We start from the raw sequence: 24,754 nt of genomic DNA, 5'->3' as shown, positions 1-24,754 counted from the left end.
GAGCCTAAGGGCAATGGCTGACAGGGCGCTTACTTGACCCGCATCCCGGGCATGGCGCCCGCGTCCGGCGACAGGATGAACAGGCCCGGTGTCTCGCCGGAGGCGTCCGAGGCGGCCAGTACCATGCCTTCCGACATGCCGAACTTCATCTTGCGGGGCGCCAGGTTGGCCACCATCACCGTGAGGCGGCCGACCAGCGTGGTCGGGTCGTAGGCCGACTTGATGCCGGCGAAAACCTGGCGCGGCTTCTCTTCGCCGATGTCGAGGGAGAGGCGCAGCAGCTTGGCCGCGCCCTCCACGTGCTCGGCGGTGACGATCTTCGCGATACGTAGATCCACCTTGCCGAAGTCGTCGATGGAGATGAAGGGCTCGAACTCGCTGGCCTCGGCAGCCTCGGCGGTGGCAGTGTGGGCCTGGTGCTGGGCGTGGCGCTGCTCGGAGTGGGCGGCCTTGTCGTCCTTGCCCTTCACGGCCTTGGCTGGCTGAGCCTCGGTGGTGGCCGGGGCGAGGGAGTCGCGGTTGGCTTCGAGCAGGGCGTCGATCTGCTTGCGCTCGATGCGGGTCATCAGATGGCTGTAGGTGTTGATGGTGTGGCCGGCGGGGAGTGGGGCGAGGAGGTTGTTCCAGGTCAGCGGTTCAATGGCAAGGAAGGCTTCAACGCGAGCGGCGAGGTCGGGTAGAACCGGCTTAAGCAAACCAGTGAGAGTCTTGAACATATTTATGGCTGTGGTGCAAACCACGTGCAGACGTTCTTCTTGGCCTTCCTGCTTGGCAAGTTCCCAAGGCTTGTGTTCATTTACATAGATATTTGCAACATCGGTCTTCTCCATAATCATTCGGAGAGCGCGGCTGAAGTCACGCTTTTCATAGGCATTTGCAACCTCATCGTCAAACAAGCCCACCAGACCAGCGGACAGTCTTAGGTCAGTTGTGTCCATTTCGCCGAGCTTCCCCTCAAAGCGCTTGGCAATGAACCCCGCGCAGCGGCTGGCGATGTTGACGAACTTGCCCACCAGGTCGGAATTGACCTTGGCGATCATGTCATCGAGGTTCAGGTCCACGTCTTCCATGGTGCCGTTGGACTTGCCGGCGAAGTAGTAGCGCAGCCACTCGGGGTTGAGCTTCTGCTCGGTGTACGAGCGGGCGGTGATGAAGGTGCCGCGGCTCTTGCTCATCTTGGCGCCGTCCACGGTGAGGAAGCCGTTGACGCAGAGCTGGGTGGGTGCGCGGTAGCCGGCGAAGTGCAGCATGGCGGGCCAGAACAGGGCATGGAAGTAGAGGATGTCCTTGCCGATGAAGTGGATCAGCTCGGTGCCGGTGGCGGCGGCCGGGCCGGCCTCGGTGAAGGCGGCCACGTCGATGTCCGGGTTGCGGGCGGCGAGGTTCCTGAAGCTGGCGAAGTAGCCGATGGGGGCGTCAAGCCAGACGTAGAAGTACTTGCCCGGCGCATCGGGGATCTCGAAGCCGAAGTAAGGGGCGTCGCGGGAGATGTCCCAGTCGGAGAGCTTGTTCTCGCCCGTGTCGCCCAGCCATTCCTTCATCTTGTTGGCGGCCTCCTGCTGCAGGCGGCGCGAGCCATCGGGGGTGACGCCCTGGGTCCAGCCACGGAGGAATTCCACCGCCCGCGGGTCGGACAGGCGGAAGAAGTAGTGCTCGGAGGTCTTCAGTACCGGCTTGGCGCCGGACACGGCGGAATAGGGGTTCTTGAGTTCGGTGGGCGCGTAGGCAGCACCACACACTTCGCAGTTGTCGCCGTACTGGTCGGCGGCGCCGCACTTGGGGCACTCGCCCTTGATGAAGCGATCGGGCAGGAACATCTCCTTCACCGGGTCGTAGAATTGCTCGATGGCCCGGGTGTCGATGAGCCTGGCGCCGTCCCGCAGGCGGGTGTAGATGTCTTCCGCGTACCAGCGGTTTTCGTCGCTGTGGGTGGAGTGATAGTTGTCGAAGGCCACGCCGAAATCGCGGAAATCGCGGCTGTGTTCGCCATGCACCCGGTTGATGAGCTGCTCGGGCGTCAGCCCTTCCTTTTCGGCCCGCAGCATCACGGGGGTGCCGTGGGTGTCGTCCGCACACACGTAATGCACCGTGTTGCCGCGCATGCGCTGGTAGCGCACCCAGATGTCGGCCTGGATGTAGCCCACCAGATGACCGAGGTGGATGTCGCCGTTGGCGTAGGGCAGGGCATTGGTGACGAGAATGGTGCGCGGGGAAGTCATGGGCGGCATGCTGCAAGAGGATTCGGAATCCGGCATTCTAGCAAAGCGATTCCCCCATCGCGGTCAAGGTGGGAATTCGGTAAACTGGAGTAAATTACTCGGGTTTGCCCGCCGCGACCCGCGAATCCATGTTTTCATTTTTTCGCCGCACACCGGCCACCGACACCATGAGCCTGACTGAACAAAGCGTCCTCGACAGCCTCCGGCACTACGCCGACCCCAATACCGGCAAGGATTACGTTGCGTCCCGCTGGGTCAAGAACCTGCGCATCAACGGTGCTGATGTGTCCTTCGACATCGAGCTTGGCTACCCGGCCAAGAGCCAGGTGGATGGCATCCGCCAGGCGCTGATCGCCCAGGTCAGGTCGGTGCCGGGTGTCGGCAATATCAGCGCCAACGTGTTCAGCAAGATTGTCGCCCATGCGGTGAAGCAGGGCGCCAAGCTGCTGCCCGGGGTCAAGAACATCATCGCCGTGGCGTCGGGCAAGGGCGGCGTGGGCAAGAGCACCACATCGGTCAATCTTGCGCTGGCCCTTGCCGCCGAGGGTGCCCGAGTCGGCATTCTCGATGCGGACATCTACGGTCCGTCCCAGCCCCAGATGCTGGGTGTCGGCGGCCTGCAGCCCGAGTCGGCGGATGGCAAGTCCATGGAGCCCCTTGAGGCCCATGGGCTGCAGGTCATGTCCATCGGCTTTCTGGTGGATGTGGAAACGCCCATGGTGTGGCGCGGCCCGATGGCCACCCAGGCGCTCAACCAGTTGCTCAAGGAGACCAACTGGCATGATCTGGACTACCTGGTGATCGACATGCCTCCGGGCACCGGCGACATCCAGCTAACCCTTTCCCAGAGCGTCCCGGTGACCGGCGCCGTGATCGTCACCACGCCCCAGGACATCGCCCTGCTGGATGCGCGCAAGGGCCTCAAGATGTTTGAGAAGGTGGGCGTGCCCATCATCGGCATTGTCGAGAACATGAGCATCCACATCTGCTCGAAGTGCGGGCATGAAGAGCACATCTTCGGCACGGGGGGTGGTGAAACCATGTGCAAGGACTATGGCGTGCCCTTCCTGGGTGCCCTGCCCCTCGACATCCAGATCCGCCGTGAAGTGGATAGTGGCGTGCCCACCGTGGTGGCCGACCCGGACGGACGTGTCGCCGAGCTTTACAAGGGTATCGCCCGTCAGGTGGCCATTGCGATTGCCGAGAAGCAGAAGGACATGAGCCACAAGTTTCCGAGCATCGTGGTGCAGAACACCTGATGGCGGGCCGGGAGGCCGGCAGCGTCTCGCCAAGCCCGTGACCTCCCCGTTTGCGCCTCCTTGCCCTTCAACTGCCGTTCAGTTCGTCCAGTTTGATCAGCGCGGTGTTCAGCAGGCTCATGACCCAGCTGGCGCCATCGGCGCCGACATCTGCCGTATTGGTCAGGCCGAAGCTCGCGCGGCGGCCGTTGCGCTCCAGGGCTGCGATGGCCATGAAGCCATTGTGGGCGCCCGTGTGGGCGAGTACCGGTTTGCCATTCAGGCTGGTGGTCAGCCAGCCGAGGGCATAGTCCTGGTCGCCCATGCTCTTTAGCCGTTGTACGTAAGTGCCGGGAAGGGGTGTGTCCTGCCCTTGCAGGGCCAGCAGATGCCAGCGCAGCCAGGTGCAGTAGTCGTCCGGTCGGCAGGCCCAGCCACCTGCCGGCGCGATCACGGCCAGCCAGGCTTCGGTATCAGCGTCTTCGGGTGCATACGCGCGAAGGGCGCCAGTCTGGCCCGTGTGGCCATTGGGCTGCTGTGCCGATACCGCGGACGGGTGCTGCCAGGTGCCCTGAACGCCCAAGCGCTGCGTCATGTATTCCTCAAAGTGGGCTTCGAAGCTGCGCCCGGTGAGGGTTTCCAGCATGCAGGCAGCCAGAGCGTAGCCGGCGTTTGAATAGTGGAAGTCCCGTGTCGGCGTGACGTCTGCGGGCACCGCTTGACTCACCAGCCAGCGGGCAAAGAAACGCCTTCGCCCGCTAAGTGTGTCAGGCAGGGTTTCATTGCGGGCGGACAGGTCGGCCATGAGGCGTTCTTCGTCGCCTTCCATTCCGGTGAAGGCAAGCATGCCGCCCTTGTGGTCCAGCAGATGAGCCAGGGTGACGGTGGCGTACTCCCCTCGCAGTTCTCCGGCCAGATCCGGCAGAGCATCAAGGATTGTCGTATCCCACCCCACCCTGCCGTCGGCCACCAGGTGAGCAATGACGCAGGCGCTCATGGCTTTTGTGTTGGATCCAATGCACATCAGGTCTGTGCTCTGCAGGGGGGCATTCTGGCCCAGGCGGCGCAAACCGGCGACGCCGATGCGGCGGCTGGAGATGTCCTGGCTGGCGATGACGGCGCCCGCCAGGCCTTTTGATACCGCCGAGCGCGCTTGAGCGGTGACGGCCGATTCGGCCACGGGCTTGTCGCTGCTGCCACCACAGGCGGCGAGGACGCCGCTGCCAAGCAGGGCGCTCAGCAAGGTGCGGCGGCGGGGCTGGAACGGGGTGTGAGACGCGGAAAAGAGGTAAGACATGGCATGGCTCCGTTATGGCAACGGGGCCATTTTTGAATGGCTTGGCTTAAGGAAGCCTAAAGGGAAGCTTAAAGGGAAGCTTAAAGGCACTAGCAGGCCGTTGAAAAAGTCCGCGCCCCTCGCGGCTTTTTCCCTGTCCGAAAAATCAATTTCCAACAACGGCCTCACACCGGCCGCAATGCCGGCCTGAGGCGCATATTCTGCTGCCATCCACCGTCTCATGGCGCAGCTATTTCACCGCCGCCACACCTCATTTCTGCTCCACTGCCCAACGTGGAATACGTTCCCCGACTCAGTAGGACGGTGCCTGCAAATTGCCCAGCCGAACCAGGTTATAGGCGGAAAAATTCAGCAGCACCTCCCCGCGAAGTCGATCCAGCCCGCGCAGCATGACGCACCCGAGCGTGCCGATCTCCTTCACCCAGCCAAAGGCTTCTTCGATCATCTTCCTGCGACGCAGGCTGACCGCGTAGCCTTCCGTCTCTTTGATCTGCTCCGGCACGGCGCGGCCTTGGGTCTTTGCCGCCACGTGCGGGACCATCCTCATATCTTGCAAGGCCTGCATGAAATCGGCCACGTCATAGCCCCGGTCGGCCCCCACCGTGATGGCGCGATCGGCGTTACGCGGTGCCGCCCGGCGTTCCAGCATGACTTTGGCCGCTTCACGTTCGGCCGTGCCGGTGGCTTGCGTGGTGTGCACATCGACGATCAGCCCGTGACGGTTCTCGCTGAGCGTATGGGTGGTGTAACTCAGGTAGGCCACGCCCGTGTTCTTGGTGGCCAAGAGGGCATCCGGATAGGTGCGCGAGACATGGGTCTTGTTCGTGCGCTTCTTGCCGCGGAAATCCACTTCCGGGTTGCGCCCCTGATCCGGGCCCGGTGGCTCATCCGAGCCATCCCGCGCGGCCAGGCTCTTGTGCGAGGCCCACGCCCGCAAGAGCGAGCCGTCCACGCTGAAGTGTTCATCTGAGATCAGTTCGGCCCATTCGGCGATGGCAAGCACGCCACCGAAAAACTCCCGCATGACGCTTTCCTTGAGCAGCCGTTCGCGGTTGGCCGAAAAGCTCGAGTGGTCCCACACCGGCTCGTCCATTGTCAGGCCGACGAACCAGCGGAACAACATGTTGAAATCGAGATGCTCGATCAGAGCCCGCTCGGAGCGAATGGAGAACAGGCATTGCAGCAGCAGGGCGCGAAGAAGGCGTTCGGGTGCAATCGACGGGCGTCCACCTTCGGCATAAAGGGAATCGAAGGTCGGCGACATCGAATGCAAAACCATATCGACCATGACTTTGACCCTGCGCAGCGGATGGCTCGCTGCAATTCGGTCTTCGATGTGGGTGTAGCTGAAAAGGCTGCTCTGCTTATGGTCCGGGCCGCGCATGGGAATTGAAGATCGTGAATGCCTTGTGAATTATAAATTCGCTGAAACCCTTTCTGGAGCTGGGGATTGACTAAATTAACGCCCTGCTAGCTCGTGTTTTGTTTCATGGCAACACATTAGAAGTCACTTGACCGCGTTTGCCCCTGCCTGCGCCGCTTGCGAATCATTGGGGCCGTGGGCCCCGCTAACGCCGACCGCACCGACGACCTGTCCATTGATGGTGATGGGCACACCGCCCTCCAGCGGAGTCGTTCCAGGCGTGGAGAGGAAACTGGGGCGACCGCTGTTGATGAAGTCCTCGAAACTTTTGGAAGGCTGGCGTAACAGTGCCGCTGTGCGGGCCTTGCCGATGGCAACCGCCGGGCTAATTCCGATCGCGCCATCAGCCTTTTGAAAGGCTACCAATTCGCCACCCGAATCCACTACAGCTACGGCGATGACCCAGCCATTTCGTCCTGCCTCAGCGAGCGCGGCTGAAATGGCTTGTTGTGCTCCGGCTTGGGCGATGTCGGTGCGGGCCAACGTCACCGGCTTCGTGTTGGCTGCCGGCGCGGCAGACTGTGCCATGGAGGGCTGCGCAAATGCACTTGCTGCCAATGCCAGTACACAAGCAAGCACCCAGTGGATATCGGTTAGGGAAAGCGAGGCCATGGCTAACTGGGAATGAAGCGGTGAGTAATGTGATGTAGCGGTCATGAAGTCTCCTGAAAGGCTTGTTCAACAGGGGGGGCGGTTGGCAGTGCCAAACGCCGCAAGAAACGTGGTCACGGCCATGCGGACCCAGCGATCCAACTGCTCTGTCGACGGGTGCGCGTCCGGGTGCGTCAGGCACTCCAATTGCCCTTCGCCGCGCAGCACGCTGACGAATTGGGTGGCGGCACCCTCGATGCCAATTGCCTGGACGTCGATCTCGCCCGCCTGCGCGGCCACTTCGAGGCGTTCGGCAATCATGTGGTGGATGACCTTGGGGCCGGCCAAGTAGAACGTCCGTGCCAGGTCGGGGAAGCGCACGGCATCGGCCACGACTACGCGAAAGAGCGCCAGCCCTGTGGGCGAAAGCACAATTCGGAGATAGGACAACCCTAGGTCGGTCAGCGTTTTGGCAATGTCGCCCGGCGCGGTCTCGATGGCGCGAACCGTCTCGGCCATCACGGCGCACTCGCGCTCGATTACGGCGGCGAACAGTGCCTCTTTGTTGGGAAAGCAGGCATACACCGTAGCTTTGGAGACCTTGGCCTCGCGCTGGATCATGTCCGTCGTGGCGGCACTGAAGCCATGTGCCAGGAAAACGGACGCCGCAGCCTCCAGAACCGGTAGTGATTTGTCCTTGCGATCGGTAGGGCACGGTTGCTTCATCGGATAGGGCGTGTGTGGTTGACGTGCAGAAATTGTACCGATGGGTTTTTATTTCATCAACCCAAGGCGAGAAACCCCCTATTAATTGCTCTAAACATAGCTCCAATGTTGACAAATTGGTTCTCATGGTTATAGTACCGATAGGTACTTAAGATTTCAGTGATTGACCATGAGCCCCCCAAAACCCCTTTGCATCCGTCACCTCGCCGTGCGTTGCCGATCCGCTCGTCAGCGGGTTGGCGCAGCCCTGATGGGCTTTCTGCTCATGGCACCGGTCACCAACGGGCAGGCCGCATGAAGGTCGCGCCGTCTCGTCACCCGTCCCGTACGGCGCTGCCCGCTTGGGTCGCCGTCTTGTTGCTGGCGGGCTGCGCCAGTGCGCCTTCCCTGAACCTGCCGCAGGTCGCGGCATTCGATGCGGCCGCGCAGGCTCGTGAGGCCAGCGTGTCCAAGCAGGCGGCGTTGGAAGCGTCCCCGCTGCCGTCGCAATGGTGGCAACTGTTCAACGACCCCACGCTCAGCGCGCTGGAAGCCGATGCGGCAGGCAACCTGGATCTGCGCGCCGCCATGACGCGCATCGAGGAGAGCCGGGCGCAGCTCGGGTTGATTCGCACGGACCGTCGGCCGCAGTTGAATCTGGATGCGGGCTACACACGCTCGGCGATAAGCGAGAACTCGCCGCTGCACAATCTCGGCGCCCCCACCGCGGCCTACAACACCTGGTCGCTGGGTCTGCAGGCAGGCTGGGAATTAGACCTGTGGGGGCATCTGCGTCAACTGGAATCTTCCGCGCGGGCGCAACTGGACGCTGCCTGGTATGAGCAGGAAGCGGTGCGGGTCTCGGTCTCGGCCGAGCTGGCCCGCAATTACCTGCTGTTGCGCGGTGTGCAAGCGCAGATTGCCCTGCTGGAAGACAACCGGCGCATCGCCAAGGAACTGCTGCGCCTGGCGCAAAGCCGTGAACGCAATGGCGTTGCCACGCGCCAAGACGCGGCAGCGGCCAAGGCGGAGTTGGCCGGGATCGAGGCGCGGCTGCCGCAGCTGCAGCATGAACAAGACGTGCTGGGCAACGCCTTGGCGCTGCTGCTCGGCTTGCCGCCACGCGAATTGGATGCGCGCCTGAGCGACTCCGGGTTGCCTGCCATGCCGGCGCTCCTGCCGATCGGCCTCTCATCGGATTTGGCGCGCAACCGTCCCGATATCCTGCAAGCGCAGGCACGGCTGCGAGCGGCTGTCGCCGACATCGGCGCGGCGCAGGCCGATTTCTATCCGCGCATCGGGCTGGGTGCCAGCCTGGGCGTGCAGGCCTTCCAGCTCTCGGACCTCGGCAACTGGGCCTCGCGCCAGTATTCGGTGGGCCCGACGATCTACCTGCCGATCTTCCAGGGCGGCCGGCTCCAGCAAAAACTGGCCCTGAGCGAGGCTCGCCACCAGTCGGCGGCGATTGCCTACCAGCAGACCGTGCTGCGTGCCTGGCACGAAGTCGATGATGCCTTGGGCGCCTATGCCAGCGAACGTGCCCGCGAAGAGCAGTTGCAGCAGGCATTGGCGCAGAACGAGGTCGCGCTGGAGATCGCGCAGAACGCCTACCGAGAAGGCACGGCTGACTTCACATCGGTGCTGGTGGCGCAGCGCTCGCTGCTGTCCATCCGGGCCACGCTGCTCGAAAGTGCCACCGCTTCGGCGCTCTCGGTGGTCGGGATCTATCGCGCGTTGGGCGGCGGCTGGTCGGCAGAACTGCAACCGTTCGCCATGGTAGGGGCCGGCAAATGAGTGCCGCAGCGACAAACCAGGCTGGGCCGGGGGGCGTAGCAGGCGGCCCATCCGTCCCAGGTTCTGCGCCATCTTCCGGCCCGCCCACCGGGGGGGCTCCTGGTCCGGCATTTGGTGCGCGCATGGCCGTTGGCCTGCTGGGCATCCTGCTGGCGGCTATGGTTTCGGGCCTGAACAACCGCGTCGCTGGCCTGGCGCTGGCAGACGTACAGGGTGCGCTCGGCTTCGCCTCGGACGATGCGTCCTGGCTCAACACCGCCTACTACGCCGGCGAACTGGCGGCGATGCCGTTCGCCACCTGGTTCGCCATCACCTTCTCGCTGCGCCGCGCGCACAGCTGGGCACTGGCCATCGCGCTACTGATCGCCGCCTTGCTGCCGCTGGTGCAGAACCTGCAACTGCTGCTGGGTCTGCGCCTGTTGCAGGGCATCTTCGCCGGTGCGCTCATCCCGATGCTGATGATGTCGGCACTGCGCTACCTGCCGCCGCCGATCCGTCTGCATGGCCTGGCCCTGTATGCGATGACCGCCACCCTGGCGCCCAACGTGGCCCTGTGGCTGGCAGCGCTGTGCGTGGATTACCTGGACGACTGGCGCTGGGTCTACTGGCACGTCATTCCGCTGGGCTTGGCCGCGATGGCCCTGGTGTCCTGGGGCATCCCGAAGATGCCGCAGGCGCTACCGCGTCTGAAGCAAGGCAATTGGCTGGGCATGGCGCTGGGCATGCCCGGCCTGGCGCTGGTGGCGGTGGGCCTGGACCAGGGCGTGCGGCTGGACTGGTTGCATTCCCCGCTGATCGCCGCAGCACTGTTCGGCGGCATCGCCTTGACCACTCTGTTCCTGCTGAGCGAATGGTGGCACCCGGCACCGTTCATGAAGCTGCAGATGCTGGGCCGACGCAACCTGGGCCTGGGCTTCACGATCTTCTTCTGCCTGCTGATCACCATGAGCACCGGCGTCGGCCTGCCGGCCAACGTGCTAGGGCACCTGCACGGCTTTCGCATGCCTGAATTGGCGGCCATCGGCCTGACGGTGGGCCTGCCGCAGTTGATGCTCGGCTCCATGGTGGCGCTGCTGCTGTACCAGCGCTGGGTCGATGCGCGCCACCTGTTCGCGCTGGGCCTGCTGTGCATCGCCGCCGCCTGCTGGATCGGCGCGGGCATCACCTCCGAATGGATGGTGGCGCAGCTGCGCTGGGCGACGGTGCTGCAGATGCTGGGACAGCCGCTGGCGGTGGTCTCGCTGCTGTTCCTCGGCACCAGCGTGGTCGCGCCGATGGAAGGCGCTTACGTGTCCGGCATTATCAATACGCTACGCGCCCTCGGCACGGTGTTTGGCGGCGCCGTGATCGGCCAATTGATGGCCGTGCGCGGGCGTTTCCACAGCGAGATGCTGCTGGATCAGGCCGCGCTGCAACTGGGCCGCCCGGATACCTCCGGAATACCGCTCGACGGGCTAGCGCGCATCGTGGCCGAACAGTCCGGTGTGCTGGCTGCCGCCGATATCTACCGGATCTTCGCTGTACTCGCGCTGCTGCTGATCCCATTCGTGCTCGGCCTGCAATACATCCCTGCGCCGACGACGCCCCCGGCGCCGCATCCCGCCCCGGCGGGTGCGCCTGCCACTGCCACTCCTTGATGCGAACGCGAGCAAACCCATGGAATCTCTCAAGAAACCCCATGACACACTGAGGTGCATCGGCCTGAAGATCGCGCCCCCGCGCCTGCGTGTGCTCGAACGCCTCAGCCAAGGCCAGCACCTGAGCGCCGAAGACATTTACCGCGAGATGTACCAGACCGACCGGGACATCGGCATGGCCACCATTTATCGCGTGCTCAATCAGTTCGAGGCGGCTGGCCTGGCCTTGAAGCACAACTTCGACAACGGTCCCGCCGTATATGAATTGAACCGAGGCGGACACCACGACCACATGGTCGATGTGGAAACCGGGGCCATCGTCGAGTTCGAGAGCAAGGCCATCGAAGCCTTGCAACACGACATCGCCAGCCAGCTCGGCTACGTATTGGAAGACCGCCTGCTGGTGCTCTACGTGCGTCGCCCGTCGGCTTCCGCTTCCCATCCCCAGGATTCCAATAGAACTCTCCCATGAGCCAGACACTCCGTTTCCGAATCATTACCTGCACTGCCGTTGCTCTCGTCATCGCGGGCGCCTTCTTTCTCCTCAACCGCAGCGAGTCCAGCGCCTCGCGGCAAAGCACCGACGATGCCTACGTGCAGGCCGACTTCACCGTCGTCGCACCGCAGGTGGCCGGTGTCGTCACCCGCGTTCAGGTCGAGGACAACCAACCAGTCAAGGCAGGCGACCCATTGGTCAGCATCGACGAGCGCGACCTGCGCGTCGCCCTGGACGCAGCGAAGGCGCAGGTGGCCAGTGCCCGCGCGGTGACCGCCAGCCTGCATGCGCAGTTGGAGCGCCAACAGAGTGTGATCAGTCAGTCGCGCGCCGCCGTGGTGGCCGATGCCGCGCAGTTGAAGCTGGCCGAGGCCGACCGCCAGCGCTTCACCAATCTGGCCCGAGATGGTTCCGGCACCGTTCAGGCCAAGCAGCAGGCCGAGGCTCAGTGGGAAATCCAGCGTGCCGCGCACGAGCGTGATTCCGCTGCGCTGCGTTCGGCCGAACAGCAGGTGGCGATCCTGCGCGCCGATCTGGAGAAGGCCGAGGCTGCATCGCTGGCAGCCCAGGCCCAGCAAGCCGCGGCCGAGTTGAACCTGTCGTATGCCAGCGTCAAGGCGCCGGTATCCGGCGTGGTCGCGCAGCGCCGCGCCCGTGTCGGGAACTACGTGCGGCCTGGCGATCCGCTGCTGACCTTGGTGCCCCTAGATGCGCTGTATGTTGAAGCCAATTTCCGAGAGACCCAGCTGGCCCGGATGCAAGTCGGCCAGCCGGTGACACTGACGGTCGATGGCTTGCCGGGCCTACGCCTCGATGGCGTCGTCGAAAGCCTGGGGCCAGCCAGCGGCGTTAGCTTCTCGACAGTGCCGGCGCACAACGCGACCGGCAACTTTACCAAGATCGTCCAGCGCCTGCCTGTGCGCATCGCCTTGCGGCCTGGACAGGACGGCCTAGCGCGGCTACGCGTGGGCATGTCGGTGACGCCGCAGGTCGATGTTGATGCCGCTCCGAAAGCAGCCAACCGTTCAGCCTCTCCTTGACCTTCTTCATCTTGTTGGAAGCTTCATACCGGATATCGGCAGCGCCACAAGTGCCACTTGACTTGGATTGCCTTAAAAGGACGTCAAGAAAATGAGCCATTACCTCAAAGACAAAACCCTGGTCGTGATTGGCGGCAGCTCTGGCATCGGCCTGCGCGTGGCCCAACAGGCCGCCGATATCGGTGCGCAGTTGATCATCGTCGGCCGCAATGTCGAGCGGCTTGAGGCCGCCCGTGCAGAACTGGCCGCGTGCGGGGCCGCTGTGCAGATATACCAAGTAGATGCACACGACCACGCGGCGCTGCAAACCCTATTCACCGATTTGCCAAATTTTGACCACCTTGTGTCGATGGTGGGTGACGTCAACAGTGGCGGCTTCCTCGTCAACGAGATCGCCTCTATCCGTCACGTGATTGAATCAAAGTTCCTCACCAATGTGCGCATTGGTCAGTTGGCAGCCACAAAGATTCGCGAAGGCGGCAGCCTGATTTTCACCTCCGGCACAGGTGGTCGAGCGCAGGATGCCTGCGGCAGTTACGTCGGCAACTTGGGCTTGAATGCGTTAGTCGAAGGGCTGGCGGTCGAGCTGGCACCGAAGGTGCGAGTCAACGCCGTGTCCCCAACTTGGACGGTTACACCTTTCTGGCGCGATGTGCCGGCAGAACGGGTGGCGTCGATCAAGCAGCACTTCGAGCAGGTCATTCCGCTCAAACGAACCGCCTCGATCGATGAGTTGGCATCGGCCTACCTATTCCTCATCACCAACGGCTTCATCACCGGCCAGAATATCGCGGTTGATGGCGGCGTCATGCTCGGCGCGTGAGCGCTTACACCATCTCGGAGATTGCCATGCATGGCTTCCAACTCACATTCTTCACCCAACAAGACCGCCTGCACGGGAAGCAGCCCCTGGCCCAATGGTTGCTGTCCCTCGTAAAGAGCCTTGGCATCCGAGGCGGAACCCTCAGCGGTGCGCAGCAAGGCATCGGTCACGACGGCATAGCGCATGCCGTAAACCTGTTTGACTTGGGTGACCAGCCCGTGCAGGTGACGCTGGTCGCCACTCCTGAGGAGGTAGATAAGCTTCTGAAGCATTTAGCGCAAGAAAACGTGCAACTCTTCTATGTCAAAGCGGCGGTGGAATTCGGCACCACCGGCCAGGCGAGCAACGACGACTGATCCGTCGTCGCACCAATGACCGACTTATATATCCAAACTATCAAGGATTCCTCATGAAACAACATCGTTACCAGATCACTGTCCAAGAAGCTCCAAGCCCAGAAGATGGCGCAGCAATCGTCAACTGCGCGCCGATCCGCTTCGAGGCTGCGAGCCATGACGACCTACACGAAATCGTCGCCCGAGCCAAGGCATTGGGCGTCTTTGATGAAGAGGCCGCGACGGCGTTCGCCGTCGGCCTTAAGCTATTCGGCGGAGTGATGCTCGAAAACCGCGACCATCCGCTATTTGCGGATTTTGTGCCGCACTTTGCGCAGTTCATGCGCTCGGTCAAGAGCAAGAGCCGTGGCGATGGCAGCGTCATTAGTAAGAGGTGACAGGTTTGGTGGTCGTCCGTGAACCGTGTGTTACGTGAGGCGGCACTTGCCCCGTTGAAGCTGCATAACCGCAACGCCATCGCCCCCATGTTCCAACTCTCAAGCCTTGCGAGCGAGATGGACGACTGGCACCTAATGTACGTTGGTATGCTCGCGCTATTGGGTAAGCCCCCGGCGATCCCCTCTTGACCGTGCCTCAGGCTGAATCCGGCCTCCACCGATGCGGCAACAGCTCCCTGATCCGACTGTGTGGCTGAGTCGGCAGGCGGGCGAGGACGTCCTTCAGATAGGCATGGGGGTCATGCCCGTTCATGCGGGCCGACTGGAACAGGCTCATGATCGCCGCCGCCTGTTTGCCGGCGCGTAGCGACCCGGCAAACAGCCAGTTCTTGCGCCCGAGGGCAATCGGCCGGATCTGGTTCTCGATCCAGTTGTTATGTGTGCCTTGCCAAGGCACGGTTGATTCGTCGGTGCAAGTCCGACCCGGCCAACTCTCGCTCCGGCCGGAAGCACAGGGAGCGGTCCAGGAGGTAACGAATGGGCTGAAGCACTTCTTGAAACGGCCTCGAAGGAGGTCAGCGGGCCCTGCGGGCCGCAAGGTGAGTGAACACTGAGCAGGCCTCGAAACGTCAGTCGTGGAAGCCGACTCGCCATAATAACGAGGAAGGCCGATGTCGTCGGAGAAGCGAGCGTGAAGTGCATCCGACGGTTCCACCGGGGTAGTGGTGGCAGCACGCAGGGGAGAGATCGACCGTGCAACAAGGGAAGTCCATGGCGGTGCGGGGTGGGCAGCCCGGCAACGACGATTCCGCGAGGGATGGAGTCGGCCCCATGGATGGCGGATGGGGGTGTAGTAGTGACGAAGCCGGGTAACGTTGGTGGAGCGAAGGCCCCCTGTTTCAGGACGTATGACGGAAAGTGGCAAGCGCCCAAGGATTGACGTGAGTCTACCCACCTTGCTGGATTCGGTTCGGACGCTACAGACCGCATTGCAAACGAAAGCCAAGAGCGAACCGGCTGCCCGTTTCTACAGCCCGTGGGACAAGGTGTGTCGCGAGGACATTCTCCAGGAGGCCTACCGGCGCTGCCGCGCCAATCGCGGTGCGCCGGGTGTCGATGGCGAACGATTCGAGCACATTGAGGACTACGGGCGAAGCGCGTGGCTGGAAAGATTGCGGCAGGAACTCACCGGGAAGACGTACCACCCGCGGCCCCTGCTGCGCGTGTGGATGCCCAAAGCCAATAGTGGAGAACGGCCGCTCGGCATCCCGTGCATCCGGGACCGAGTGGTGCAGATGGCGGTGTTGCTGGTGGTCGGCCCGATCTTCGAAGCGGATCTGTGTGTGCCCGTAGAAACCCCAGGCCAGCCGGGGATTGGCGAGGAAGGCGGCGGGGTTGGCGATGCGGGTGAAGTCCAGCCGGGCCCGCCCGAGGGCCGGGTGGGCCGCCCACAGGCCTGTGTTGCCGCGGAAGTCGGGCAGGCCGGAATCCACGCCCATGCCGGCGCCGGCGGTGATCAGGAGCCCGTCGGCCCCCTTGAGCGCGGCGATGGCGTGGGCGAGGGGAGCGTCTGGAGTGGGTTGGTTCATGGGCATCCTCCGTGATCGGGCATTCTGGGCTTGTAGCGCGAGGCGATACGCTTCAGGTCATTCGCGCTGCTCTGTCCGCTTCAAGATGTATTGTCCGGCCGCGGTGACTTTCACAATCCCTCCAATTTTTCTGCACACTTGCCCAGCAAGATTCAGGTCTGACGATTGTCGCCCTTTCTCCTGAATAGACGAAGAATGAAACAGAAAATGAAACAACACCAATACCGCATTACCGTTGAGCATCTGGCTGACCAACATGGCAATGCCTCCACGTATTCGGCGCCCCTGCAGTTCGAAACTGGCAACCACGACGACATCTTTGCCGTCGTGTCCAGACTGCGCCAGCGGCCGGACATCGATGACCGCTCCGCCACCGCCCTGGCCGTGGGACTCAAGCTGTTTGGTGAGGTGATGCTGGAGAACCGTCAGCACCCCCTCTTCGCCGAGCTGCTGCCGCACTTTGGTGAATTCATGAAAAAGCTGAAGAAGGGTGTGGTGGCTTGACTCTACAGCGATGCCGTTCATCCTCCATGAAGAAACTGCAGCCTGCGAAGACGTGGCGTGAGCCAGAGACTGAGGCCGAGCAGTGCCGCCGCTGCCAGGCTGATTGCGGAGTGGGGGCCGATTGATCCGGCGAGCATGCCGGTCAGCAGGCTACCCAGGGCGTCGGTACCGAATCGCACTGCGGCAAAGAGGGCGATGATCCGGGTCCGGAAGGCGGCAGCGGCTGTGCCTTGCAGGATGGCATTCGTCGTGACGTTGGTGAGGGCGACGCTCGCTCCGACTGCGAACATCCCGATGAGGGCGGATTGCACGTTGCGGGATCCACCAATCAGGAAAAGGCCTGCAACCCCAAGATAGGGTGCCCATCGCAAGAGGCGGGACAGATCAGCCAGGTTGCGCTTGCCAGCCATCAGAAAGGTGGCGGAGAGTGCGCCTGCTCCTGCGGTGCCGAGTAGCCATCCGAGGCTATCGGGCTTGGCCTGAAAGGTCTGCCCCACGATCAGTGGAGCCAGAACCAATGCTGATGAAGCCATCATGTTGACTGCGCAGAGCTGGGCGAGTGGCAGATGGATGGACGGGGTTCCGATGGACAGCCGGAGTCCATCGAGTAATGCCTGAAACCATGGGGCTGGGGGGCCACCAGGAGTGGGTTGGTCACGCCCATCGATGAGTAGCAGTGCCCCGATGATGACCGTGAAAGACAGGCCGTTGATAAAGAAGCATGCGGCTGGGGGCGAGGTGGCAAGCAGGAGGCCGGCCAGCGGCGGGCCGAGGAAGCGGCCGCCAGTGAAGATCGATGCATTGAGTGCGATGGCACTCGAGAGGTCTGCCCGGTCATTCACGAGGTCGCAGAGCAGGGACTGACGTAGTGGCGTGTCAAAGCTGTTGAGAAGACCCAGAACTGCAGAAGCCAGCAGGATGGTGGGGGCGTCCGCCAGGTTCCGCCAGAACATCAGGGCGAGTGTGAAGGCGAGCGCCGCATTGGCGATCTGGACGAGCAGCAGCAAGAGCCAGCGGTTCCTGTTCTCGATCCATGCGCCTGCGGCGGGAGTGAGCAGTAATTGGGGCCCCTGAACCAGGAAGGCTGCAAGTCCGAGGAGGGTCGCCGAGTCCGTGAGGGTGTACAGCGTCCAGCTGATCGCAACTGTCTGGATCCAGCTACCCGTGACAGAGACGGCTTGCCCCGCAATGTACAGACGGAAATTCCTATGGCTTAGTGCTGGCGCTATTCTGGCCAGAATGCCGTTCCCATGAGTGTGGCCTGCCATTTCACATCGATCGATACAGGTTCGCAGATTGGAGGCGCCAGGTGGTTGGGGCTGCGACCAGGCGCCTCGGAGAGAGGATGCGTGGGGGTTATCCGACGGGCGTCACGCACCTGGGATGCAATCAGTCGGCTTGATCCCAGGTGACCGCGTTGGCCGCTTCTTTCCCGGCTACCGAATAGATGACGCGGGTGTTGCGGGTCTGCATGAAATCTTCCAGGGATTCACCGCGCATTGCTGCGTAGATGTGGAGATTGGAGGTGCCCACCACCGCGCCGAGTTTCTCCAGCATGAAGAAGATCACCCCGTAGTGAACGAGTCCCCGCCAGTCACGCCGGCGGACGAGATCTTTTTCTTCCTCCGACAATCCTGCCGCGTCAAAGGAGGCCTCCGGGTCGGCCAGAAATCGTGCCCTATGGGCCGGATCGATCATGCCATGCAGATACTTGTTGAGACGGTAGGCTTTCAAGCTTGTAGCGTGGCTGAAGGGATAGGTGCCGCTAAGCCGCTCGGCGCCCGCGAGTTGTTCGCCAATCCGGGCGCGATGACGCTCCTGGCTGAGGCCGGGTAGCTCCGCGGATTCGTTTTCGAGCACAAGGGTACCGATCCCGGTCATGGAGGGCAGGTAGAACGAGCTGTGCACCTTCCTGACCGATGCCGATAGGGCGCCGCGCATGATCAGCCACATGATGATCTCCGCACCCTCAAGGCCGCCCAGCTCGGCGTATTCCGCGTGGGTCATCTCTGCCAGTGCAGCAGGGTCACGGGTGATGATGTCGAGAAAGCGCTGATCCCATTCCGGATTGTTGAATCCGGCCCTTTCCCCATGTACCTGGTGAGACAGACCGCCCGTGGCGACCACCGCGACGCTCAGGTCTTCTGGATAGCTCTCAATGGCACGGCGCAGGGCCTGGCCGAGCTTGTAGCAGCGGCGCGCGGTGGGGATGGGAAACTGAAGCACGCCGACTTGAAGGGGGACGATGGTGGTTGGCCATTCGCCTTCCTGCCGTTCCAGCAGTACCGACATGGGGGAGAAGAAGCCATGATCGAGGGGCTTGTCCTGGAAAAAGGACATGTCGAACTCCTCGCTCACCAAGCTCACTGCGATGTGCTGCGCCAAGGCCGGATTTCCGGGCACGGCGGGTAGATCGCGAGCTCCGCCCCCTTCGTCGGCTACCGCGTATTCCTTGTCGATGCCGAGCACGAAGGCGGAATAGTGATCGAAGAAGAATGAAGTGACGTGATCATTGAAGATATAGACAAGGACATCGGGTTTGTTGGCCTTGAACCACTCGCGAACGGGCTCGAAGCTTGCGAAGATGGGAGCCCAGGCTGGATCCTGCTGTTTGTTGGTGTCGTAGGCGAAGCCGATGGTCGGTGTATGTGAGACGGCAATGCCGCCAATGATGCGTGCCATGAATATCTCCAATGGTGAAATGGGTTGCCCCGCTACTGGCCGTTGGGGCTGATTGTTCTAGTCGGCGAAAACGGTGCCGTCGAAGAGCTTTCGTGCAGTAAGTACCAGCCCTGATGCGACAACTTCGCCGTTCTGGTTGGTTTCGATGATGACCCGCGTTGCCCCACTCGGGTGCTCTATGCTCATTTCCCCGTGCTGACCTTCGGGCATCAAGGCCATGGCCGCCGCTACACTCCCGGGAACAACGGCCGCAGTGGCAACCGAGACGGCGCCGAAGACGCCGATCGATGCATGGCAGCGATGGGGAATGAAGGTCCGTGTTGCAATTGCCCCGCCGGACTGAGGCGCGCTGACCAAGGTCATTTTGGGAACGGTCTTATCCGCTACGTCACCCAGATTCATCATGGGTCCGGCAACCCTGCGGATGGCTTCGATCCGGGCTTTCAGCCTGTCGTCGGCATCCAGCTCGGCGCGGGTTTCGTCGCCGCGAATACCGAGGTCGGTGGCGCGCATCACAACCACGGGCATGCCGTTGTCGATGCACGTCACGTCCACGCCCTCCACGTGGTTCATGGCCTGCCCGGTGGGCAGGAGTGAACCGCAGCTTGAGCCAGCCGTGTCGTTGAAGAGCACCGCCAAGGGCGCAGCCGTGCCGGGTACGCCGTCGATCTTGGCGGTGCCCCGATAGGTCACCACGCCACCAGGAGTCGGTACTCGCACGGTGGCAACTTGCCCCGTATTGCGCATGTGGATGCGCACGACCGTCTCGGGAAAAGTGGCCTTTACGAGACCACGCTCAATGGCAAAGGGGCCGACGCCGGCGAGGATGTTTCCGCAGTTCTGGGCATCGCTGACCAGTGGCTGATCCACGAAGACCTGCAGGAACAGATAGTCCACGTCGGCGTCCTCGCGGCTTGCGGGACTCACTACCGCTACTTTGGAGGTCAACGGGTCTGCACCACCGATGCCGTCAATCTGTCGAGGGTCGGGTGAGCCCATCGCCCGGAGCAGGAATGTGTCTCTCTGGCCCACATCCCTCGGCAGCTCATCGGCCAGGAAGTAGGCACCTTTGGAGGTGCCTCCGCGCATCCACATGCAGCGAGTTTCATTCATAACGCAGACCTGCTTTCGCGAGGGGCTCGCGCAGGCTGTACATGTCCAGCCCCAGCTCGCCGGCGGCAAAACGGGCACGCTTGGCGGTCTCGTTGTTCTCGCGGGCCTCGGCGGCATCGGCCACCTGCTGGGCGATGGCCGCTGGTACCACCACCACGCCGTCGTTGTCGGCGATCACCACGTCACCCGGATTGACCACGGCGCCCGCGCACACCACCGGTACATTCACCGAACCCAGGGTGGCGCGGGTGCAGCCCTTGGCGTGGATGGCCCGGCTGAACACCGGGAAACCCATGGCGGCGAGATCCTTCACGTCACGCACCCCACCGTCGATGATCAGCCCCTTGGCGCCCTGGGCCTGGTAGGAGGTGGCCAGCAGGTCACCAAAGAAGCCGTCGGTGCTGTCGGTGGTGCAGGCAGCAACCACCACGTCCCCCGGCCGGATCTGCTCGGCCGCGACGTGCAGCATCCAATTATCGCCCGGCTGCATCAACACGGTGACAGCGGGGCCGCACAGATGGGCGCCGGTGTAGATCGGACGGATGTTCGGCTTCATCAGGCCGACGCGGCCCATGGCTTCATGGATGGTGGCCACGCCGAAGCGGGACAGCTTTTCCACGGCAGCCGGGTCGGCGCGTTCGATGTGGCGCTTGACGACGCCGAGGGTGTTGAGGGGGTGGGTCATCTGGAGTCTCCTGGTTTTCTGTAGAGGCGAATTCACTCGCCTGCGGAGGTGGATCGACGCGCCGAGGGCGAACGAATTCGCCCCTACACATCTACAGGCCCTTGGCCTTGAGGGCGGCGTCGAGGCGCGGGTACACGCGGCGGGCGTTGCCTTCGTACACCTTGAAGCGGTCTTCGGCGGACAGGTTCAGGGTGCCTTCGATGTAGCGCTTGGTGTCGTCGTAGTAGTAGCCAGTCTCCGGGTCGATGCCGCGCACGGCGCCGATCATTTCGGAGGCGAACAGGATGTTGTCCACCGGGATCACCTTGGTCAGCAGGTCGATGCCCGGCTGGTGATACACGCAGGTATCGAAGAAGATGTTGTTGAGGAGGTGATCCTTCAGCAGCGGCTTCTTCAGCTCTTGCGCCAGGCCACGGAAGCGCCCCCAGTGGTAGGGCACCGCGCCGCCGCCGTGGGGGATCACGAACCTGAGGGTCGGGAAGTCCTTGAACAGGTCGGAGGTGAGGCACTGCATGAAGGCGGTGGTGTCCGCGTTCAGGTAGTGGGCGCCGGTGGTGTGGAAGGCGCAGTTGCAGCTGGTGGACACGTGCACCATGGCCGGGATGTCGTACTCGACCATCTTTTCGTAGATGGGATACCAGTGCCGATCCGACAGGGGAGGGCTGGTCCAGTGGCCGCCGGAGGGGTCCGGGTTGAGGTTGATGCCGACGTTGCCGTACTGCTCGACACACTTCACCAGCTCGGGGATGCAGGTGGCCGGATCGACGCCGGGGCTTTGCGGCAGCATGGCGGCGCCGATGAAGTTGTCGGGGAAGAGCTCGGCCACGCGGAAGCACAGCTCGTTGCAGATGGCTGCCCAGGTGGCGCTGACGTTGAAGTCGCCGATGTGGTGGGCCATGAAGCTGGCGCGGGGCGAGAAGATGGTCAGATCGGAACCGCGCTGCTTCATCAGCTTGAGCTGGTTGCTCTCGATGGTCTCGCGCAGCTCGTCGTCGCTGATTTTCAGCTCGGAGACCTTCGGCACCGCCGACGGGTCCTTGATGCCGGCGATCTGGCGGTTGCGCCAGTCCTCGAGCGCCTTGGGAGCGGTGGTGTAGTGGCCGTGGATGTCGATGATCATGGTGTGTGTCCCTCAGGGCAGGGGGTCATTGGTTCGGACTGTCGGGGGTCTTGCGGTGGCTGATCAGGATTGCCCCCGCTGCGAAGGCTGCAGGAATGGCAAGCGCGGTGAAGATGCCGTCGAACCCCCAGCCCTGTGCGAGCAGCAGGCCGCCGATTGAAGAGCCGAGAATGCTGCCGAGCCGCCCGACTCCGAGCATCCAGCTGACCCCGGTGGCGCGGGCCACCGTCGGGTAGCAGCTTGGGGCGAAGGCGTTCAGACCCGTCTGGGCGCCGCTGAGAAAGAACCCGACAATGCCGACCAGAAGGGCGATCCAGGCGGAATTGACACCATTCATGCCAAGAAGAATGAGGGCCAGTCCGCCCATGAAGTAAGCTGCGCCGATGACACGGTTGGGAGACATCCGGTCCATGGCCAGACCAACCAAGATTGCGCCAATGGTTCCACCCAGTTGGAAGACTGCGGTGACCTGCGCAGCGCGTTCGATGGTGGCGCCAGCGTCCTTCATCATGGTGGGCAACCAGCTGGTCGTCAGGTAGATCACCATCAGGCCCATGAAATAGGTGATCCACAGAGAGAAGGTGCGAAGTGCGTAGCCAGACGTGAAGAGCAGCGCGATGGGTTGCTTGTTGGCGGGGGCGGCTTCCTGGGAGACGAATGCCGTGTATTGCGTGAGGTCTGCGCCGCAAACTCGCCCCAGCACTCGGCCGATGCGCTCCGCAGGCTGCCCTTTGACGGCCATGAAACGTGCAGACTCGGGCAGCAGGAAGAACAGAAAGGGAAGTAGGGCAAGCGGCAGGGCACCGCCCAATACCAGAACGGAGCGCCAGCCATGCTCCGGAATGAGATGGGCTGCGATGAAGCCGATCATTGCAGAGCCGAGATTGAAGCCGGTGAACATGGTGGCGACCAGGAATGAGCGGGAGCGTTCGGGCACATACTCGGTCAATAGTGTCGTCGTGTTCGGCATGGCGGCACCCAGGCCGAGACCGGTAAGCAGCCGCAGAAGGGCCATCTGTTCGGGTGAGTCGGCGTAGGCGGTGAGGACCGTGCAGATACCGAAGCCGGTTACTGACGCCAGAAGCACCTTGCGCCGACCGAACCAGTCGGACGAAGAGCCTGCGACCAGGGCTCCGATCGCGAGCCCGATGGGCGCCGCGCCCATTACGAAGCCAAAGGCGGGTTTGGATATGTGCCACTCCCCGATGATGGACGGGGCGACAAAGCCCATGATTGCAACATCCATCCCGTCCACCGCGACGATGAGGAAGCACAGGGCAACGAGAGTCCATTGGCGGGGCGACAGACTTCGCTCATTGATGAAGCGTCGAATGTCCAGGGTGCTTGTGTGATTCATGAACGAGTCTCCTGTAAATATTGTTATTGAGTCTTGATTGCCTGTCATGGCTTCATGAGGGGCTTTCGAGCTGTCTCTCAGCATCTCCCTCTGACTCTCGTTCGCATGAATATGGCCGTTTTCCCATTTTTTATTGGAAAAAGCCTTGCGAATGATTGCTTGAATGATAGGTTGAGGGCGCGCGGGAGCAATTCCAAAATGGCCCTAAGGTCATTCAGAATTGATATGGACTGATTGGATTCAGATCTCGCTGTGGCGTGCAGCGACTGCCCTGAGGGTCTGGATGAAGGCGCGTTGGATTTCGCTTGGGTGCCAGTTCACGCGTGTCGTGAGACCGATTTCGCGGAGACTGTCGCCCAGGTCGTAGTCCAGCGTCGTAAGCTGGCCAAGTTCAACCTCAAAGCGCACCTGTTGTCTGGATATGAGTGTCAGGTGGTCGCTGTCCATCAGAAGTCCGCGGATCAGGATCTGCGAGCTGGATTCGATCAGGCGGAGCGATGGATGGGGAGTGCCGGATGCCAGTCGTTCAAAATGTTCGCGTGTCGGAGTCCCTGGTGGAGGAAGAATCCATGGATAGGCAAGCAGTTCATCCAGAAGGATGGATTTACGGTTGGCGAGCGGGTGGTCGTTACGCGCGGCGATGCAGAGTGAGGCGGAGAAGAGAGGCTCCTGCAGGACATCGTCGACGGGGGCAGGGGTGCGGAGGGCACCGACCAGGAAGTCGATTTCGCCGTGGCGCAGGCCGTGAAGCAAGTCAGGGTAGGGGGAGTCGATGATCCGGATCGTCACTTCGCTGAAGCGCGTCGAGAAGGACACCAGGGTCTCGGGCATCACGAAGTGGCGGGCAAGGGGCATGCAGCCGATGACGATGTTGCCCTTTGCGAACCCCTGACAGCTGCTGACGTCCATAAGACCTTGCCGCAGCTCGGAAAAGGCCAGCTTGAGTTGTTGCCATAAGATCTGTCCGGCCCGTGTCAGCAGAATGCCACGCGTGGTCTTTTCGAACAGCGCCACGTTCAGGATGGCTTCGAGCTCGCGTGTCGATCGATGAATGGCTGGTTGTGAGGTCCCGATAAGCCGGGCGGCCAGGGTGAAATTGTTTGTGGTGCCGACGGCCACCAGCGCACGTAACTGGGTTGTTGTCAGGAGGGGAAGGATGTCCCGGGCCTGTCTGCCGGACTTTGTGCTGCCGATGCGGATTGTTTCGGCAATGCCCTCTTCGATCATCGAGATCGCGCGGCGTGCCCGGGTGACGTAGGCCTGGCCTGCGACCGTCGGCGAGACTCCGTTGCCGGCCCGTTCCAGAAGGGGCGTACCGAGGCTGTCTTCGAGTTTGGCAATGGCTTGCGTCGCCGCCGGCTGAGACAGGAATACCGCATCTGCAGCCCGGCTAATGCTGCGAAGACGCTCCGCTTCGCAAAACGTCCTCAGATGACGGAAGTTCGGTAGGTATTCGCCCATTGACACAGGATCCTACCATCTCCACTCCCTGGGAATGATCGGGTCCCGGGAATGCCTGGGCAGGAGTTGCGTGTCCGGAAGGGCTGCTTCTGGAGCGCCCTTTCCCTTTTCGTGTTTCACGCCCGCTTCATCAGCACCACCGGCGCGTTGAAGGCGGCGAGGCGCTCCGCCTGGAGCTGCCGGGCTTTCGCCAGGTTCTTCTCCTTCACATGCCCGTAGCCGCGGATCTCGTCAGGCCAGCAGGCCA

Annotated in this window: 22 protein-coding genes and 2 pseudogenes; 9 read left to right on the top strand and 15 right to left on the bottom strand. The window is 62.5% G+C overall.

Translation table 11 applies throughout. The features are described from left to right. Positions 1-29: 29 nt before the first annotated feature. Positions 30-2,219, bottom strand: coding sequence for a methionine--tRNA ligase (gene metG, locus J0L98_RS08780; protein ID WP_296411310.1), 2,190 nt, complete (start codon positions 2,217-2,219; stop codon positions 30-32). A 167-nt stretch (positions 2,220-2,386) separates the two neighbouring features. Between metG and apbC the strand changes: the two genes are divergently transcribed. Continuing rightward, positions 2,387-3,478, top strand: coding sequence for an iron-sulfur cluster carrier protein ApbC (apbC, locus tag J0L98_RS08775; protein WP_296411334.1), 1,092 nt, complete (start codon positions 2,387-2,389; stop codon positions 3,476-3,478). Between the two features lie 67 nt (positions 3,479-3,545). Here the strand turns inward: apbC and J0L98_RS08770 are convergent, their stop codons facing one another. The 5 genes from J0L98_RS08770 to J0L98_RS08750 all read right to left on the bottom strand — a co-directional run bounded on the left by J0L98_RS08770 (position 3,546) and on the right by J0L98_RS08750 (position 7,494). Next, positions 3,546-4,754, bottom strand: a complete 1,209-nt coding sequence (locus tag J0L98_RS08770) for a serine hydrolase domain-containing protein (protein WP_296411309.1) — start codon at positions 4,752-4,754, stop codon at positions 3,546-3,548. Positions 4,755-4,766: 12 nt separating this feature from the next. Then, a complete protein-coding gene (locus J0L98_RS08765) occupies positions 4,767-4,964 on the bottom strand; it encodes a hypothetical protein (RefSeq protein WP_296411308.1) in 198 nt (65 codons plus the stop codon). An 82-nt stretch (positions 4,965-5,046) separates the two neighbouring features. After that, positions 5,047-6,138, bottom strand: coding sequence for an IS5 family transposase (locus J0L98_RS08760; protein WP_296411307.1), 1,092 nt, complete (start codon positions 6,136-6,138; stop codon positions 5,047-5,049). Positions 6,139-6,261: 123 nt separating this feature from the next. Further along, positions 6,262-6,834, bottom strand: a complete 573-nt coding sequence (locus tag J0L98_RS08755) for a heme-binding protein (protein ID WP_296411306.1) — start codon at positions 6,832-6,834, stop codon at positions 6,262-6,264. Positions 6,835-6,855: 21 nt separating this feature from the next. Then, on the bottom strand, positions 6,856-7,494 hold the full coding sequence (locus J0L98_RS08750; RefSeq protein WP_296411305.1) for a TetR/AcrR family transcriptional regulator: 639 nt from the start codon (positions 7,492-7,494) through the stop codon (positions 6,856-6,858). 294 nt (positions 7,495-7,788) lie between these two features. On the opposite strand from J0L98_RS08750, the gene J0L98_RS08745 reads away from it, so the two are divergent. The 7 genes from J0L98_RS08745 to J0L98_RS08715 all read left to right on the top strand — a co-directional run bounded on the left by J0L98_RS08745 (position 7,789) and on the right by J0L98_RS08715 (position 13,996). After that, entirely contained in the window at positions 7,789-9,267 is a 1,479-nt protein-coding gene (locus J0L98_RS08745; RefSeq protein WP_296411304.1) for an efflux transporter outer membrane subunit, read from the top strand. A gap of 122 nt (positions 9,268-9,389) precedes the next feature. Continuing rightward, on the top strand, positions 9,390-10,904 hold the full coding sequence (locus J0L98_RS08740) for an MFS transporter (RefSeq protein ID WP_296411303.1): 1,515 nt from the start codon (positions 9,390-9,392) through the stop codon (positions 10,902-10,904). Between the two features lie 19 nt (positions 10,905-10,923). After that, a complete protein-coding gene (locus J0L98_RS08735) occupies positions 10,924-11,376 on the top strand; it encodes a Fur family transcriptional regulator (RefSeq protein WP_296411302.1) in 453 nt (150 codons plus the stop codon). Next, positions 11,373-12,440, top strand: a complete 1,068-nt coding sequence (locus tag J0L98_RS08730; protein WP_296411301.1) for an HlyD family secretion protein — start codon at positions 11,373-11,375, stop codon at positions 12,438-12,440. Before J0L98_RS08735 ends, J0L98_RS08730 begins: the two co-directional genes overlap by 4 nt. Positions 12,441-12,531: 91 nt before the next feature. Beyond that, on the top strand, positions 12,532-13,263 hold the full coding sequence (locus tag J0L98_RS08725; protein ID WP_296411300.1) for an SDR family oxidoreductase: 732 nt from the start codon (positions 12,532-12,534) through the stop codon (positions 13,261-13,263). Next, complete coding sequence (locus tag J0L98_RS08720; protein WP_296411299.1) at positions 13,260-13,619, top strand: DUF190 domain-containing protein; 360 nt, start codon at positions 13,260-13,262, stop codon at positions 13,617-13,619. Before J0L98_RS08725 ends, J0L98_RS08720 begins: the two co-directional genes overlap by 4 nt. Before the next feature lie 53 nt (positions 13,620-13,672). Beyond that, positions 13,673-13,996 carry a DUF3861 domain-containing protein gene (locus tag J0L98_RS08715; RefSeq protein ID WP_296411298.1) on the top strand — a complete coding sequence of 108 codons (324 nt, stop codon included), beginning with the start codon at positions 13,673-13,675 and terminating at the stop codon, positions 13,994-13,996. A 196-nt stretch (positions 13,997-14,192) separates the two neighbouring features. On the opposite strand, the pseudogene J0L98_RS08710 reads toward J0L98_RS08715, so the two are convergent. Together J0L98_RS08710 and J0L98_RS21585 are read right to left on the bottom strand one after the other, a co-directional pair. Continuing rightward, a pseudogene (locus tag J0L98_RS08710) lies at positions 14,193-14,432 on the bottom strand (transposase domain-containing protein); the annotation flags it as partial. A gap of 907 nt (positions 14,433-15,339) precedes the next feature. Then, positions 15,340-15,585 (bottom strand): annotated as a pseudogene (locus J0L98_RS21585) (NAD-dependent deacetylase); the annotation flags it as partial. 207 nt (positions 15,586-15,792) lie between these two features. On the opposite strand from J0L98_RS21585, the gene J0L98_RS08700 reads away from it, so the two are divergent. After that, positions 15,793-16,089: a DUF3861 domain-containing protein gene (locus J0L98_RS08700; protein ID WP_296411296.1), complete on the top strand. Its 297-nt coding sequence runs from the start codon at positions 15,793-15,795 to the stop codon at positions 16,087-16,089. A gap of 17 nt (positions 16,090-16,106) precedes the next feature. On the opposite strand, the gene J0L98_RS08695 is transcribed toward J0L98_RS08700, so the two are convergent. The 7 genes from J0L98_RS08695 to J0L98_RS08665 form a co-directional block, all read right to left on the bottom strand. Further along, the gene (locus J0L98_RS08695) at positions 16,107-17,357 is read right to left on the bottom strand and encodes an MFS transporter (protein WP_296411294.1); all 1,251 of its coding nucleotides are present in this window, start codon (positions 17,355-17,357) and stop codon (positions 16,107-16,109) included. Between the two features lie 121 nt (positions 17,358-17,478). Next, positions 17,479-18,771, bottom strand: coding sequence for a gallate dioxygenase (locus tag J0L98_RS08690; protein ID WP_296411290.1), 1,293 nt, complete (start codon positions 18,769-18,771; stop codon positions 17,479-17,481). A gap of 57 nt (positions 18,772-18,828) precedes the next feature. After that, positions 18,829-19,866, bottom strand: coding sequence for a 4-oxalomesaconate tautomerase (locus J0L98_RS08685; protein ID WP_296411289.1), 1,038 nt, complete (start codon positions 19,864-19,866; stop codon positions 18,829-18,831). A gap of 10 nt (positions 19,867-19,876) precedes the next feature. Beyond that, positions 19,877-20,569, bottom strand: coding sequence for a 4-carboxy-4-hydroxy-2-oxoadipate aldolase/oxaloacetate decarboxylase (ligK, locus tag J0L98_RS08680; protein WP_296411288.1), 693 nt, complete (start codon positions 20,567-20,569; stop codon positions 19,877-19,879). 91 nt (positions 20,570-20,660) lie between these two features. Next, a complete protein-coding gene (locus J0L98_RS08675) occupies positions 20,661-21,689 on the bottom strand; it encodes an amidohydrolase family protein (protein WP_296411287.1) in 1,029 nt (342 codons plus the stop codon). A gap of 25 nt (positions 21,690-21,714) precedes the next feature. Next, positions 21,715-23,046 (bottom strand): aromatic acid/H+ symport family MFS transporter, encoded by a 1,332-nt coding sequence (locus J0L98_RS08670; RefSeq protein ID WP_296411286.1) that lies wholly within the window; start codon positions 23,044-23,046, stop codon positions 21,715-21,717. Positions 23,047-23,286: 240 nt separating this feature from the next. Then, positions 23,287-24,507, bottom strand: a complete 1,221-nt coding sequence (locus tag J0L98_RS08665; protein ID WP_296411285.1) for a LysR family transcriptional regulator — start codon at positions 24,505-24,507, stop codon at positions 23,287-23,289. Between the last annotated feature and the right edge of the window lie 247 nt (positions 24,508-24,754).

It is taken from the genome of Zoogloea sp. (assembly GCF_017302315.1).
Taxonomy (GTDB): Bacteria; Pseudomonadota; Gammaproteobacteria; order Burkholderiales; family Rhodocyclaceae; genus Zoogloea.
Note: the sequence above shows the minus strand (reverse complement) of the source record. Positions and strands in the feature narration are given on the sequence as shown.

What these genes read in the sequence shown, in the direction of transcription:
- metG (WP_296411310.1), bottom strand. Translation starts at nt 2,219, where the DNA reads ATGACTTCCCCGCGCACCATTCTCGTCACCAATGCCCTGCCCTACGCC.
- apbC (WP_296411334.1), top strand. Translation starts at nt 2,387, where the DNA reads ATGAGCCTGACTGAACAAAGCGTCCTCGACAGCCTCCGGCACTACGCC.
- J0L98_RS08770 (WP_296411309.1), bottom strand. Translation starts at nt 4,754, where the DNA reads ATGTCTTACCTCTTTTCCGCGTCTCACACCCCGTTCCAGCCCCGCCGC.
- J0L98_RS08765 (WP_296411308.1), bottom strand. Translation starts at nt 4,964, where the DNA reads ATGGCAGCAGAATATGCGCCTCAGGCCGGCATTGCGGCCGGTGTGAGG.
- J0L98_RS08760 (WP_296411307.1), bottom strand. Translation starts at nt 6,138, where the DNA reads ATGCGCGGCCCGGACCATAAGCAGAGCAGCCTTTTCAGCTACACCCAC.
- J0L98_RS08755 (WP_296411306.1), bottom strand. Translation starts at nt 6,834, where the DNA reads ATGACCGCTACATCACATTACTCACCGCTTCATTCCCAGTTAGCCATG.
- J0L98_RS08750 (WP_296411305.1), bottom strand. Translation starts at nt 7,494, where the DNA reads ATGAAGCAACCGTGCCCTACCGATCGCAAGGACAAATCACTACCGGTT.
- J0L98_RS08745 (WP_296411304.1), top strand. Translation starts at nt 7,789, where the DNA reads ATGAAGGTCGCGCCGTCTCGTCACCCGTCCCGTACGGCGCTGCCCGCT.
- J0L98_RS08740 (WP_296411303.1), top strand. Translation starts at nt 9,390, where the DNA reads ATGGCCGTTGGCCTGCTGGGCATCCTGCTGGCGGCTATGGTTTCGGGC.
- J0L98_RS08735 (WP_296411302.1), top strand. Translation starts at nt 10,924, where the DNA reads ATGGAATCTCTCAAGAAACCCCATGACACACTGAGGTGCATCGGCCTG.
- J0L98_RS08730 (WP_296411301.1), top strand. Translation starts at nt 11,373, where the DNA reads ATGAGCCAGACACTCCGTTTCCGAATCATTACCTGCACTGCCGTTGCT.
- J0L98_RS08725 (WP_296411300.1), top strand. Translation starts at nt 12,532, where the DNA reads ATGAGCCATTACCTCAAAGACAAAACCCTGGTCGTGATTGGCGGCAGC.
- J0L98_RS08715 (WP_296411298.1), top strand. Translation starts at nt 13,673, where the DNA reads ATGAAACAACATCGTTACCAGATCACTGTCCAAGAAGCTCCAAGCCCA.
- J0L98_RS08700 (WP_296411296.1), top strand. Translation starts at nt 15,793, where the DNA reads ATGAAACAACACCAATACCGCATTACCGTTGAGCATCTGGCTGACCAA.
- J0L98_RS08695 (WP_296411294.1), bottom strand. Translation starts at nt 17,357, where the DNA reads ATGGCAGGCCACACTCATGGGAACGGCATTCTGGCCAGAATAGCGCCA.
- J0L98_RS08690 (WP_296411290.1), bottom strand. Translation starts at nt 18,771, where the DNA reads ATGGCACGCATCATTGGCGGCATTGCCGTCTCACATACACCGACCATC.
- J0L98_RS08685 (WP_296411289.1), bottom strand. Translation starts at nt 19,866, where the DNA reads ATGTGGATGCGCGGAGGCACCTCCAAAGGTGCCTACTTCCTGGCCGAT.
- ligK (WP_296411288.1), bottom strand. Translation starts at nt 20,569, where the DNA reads ATGACCCACCCCCTCAACACCCTCGGCGTCGTCAAGCGCCACATCGAA.
- J0L98_RS08675 (WP_296411287.1), bottom strand. Translation starts at nt 21,689, where the DNA reads ATGATCATCGACATCCACGGCCACTACACCACCGCTCCCAAGGCGCTC.
- J0L98_RS08670 (WP_296411286.1), bottom strand. Translation starts at nt 23,046, where the DNA reads ATGAATCACACAAGCACCCTGGACATTCGACGCTTCATCAATGAGCGA.
- J0L98_RS08665 (WP_296411285.1), bottom strand. Translation starts at nt 24,507, where the DNA reads ATGGGCGAATACCTACCGAACTTCCGTCATCTGAGGACGTTTTGCGAA.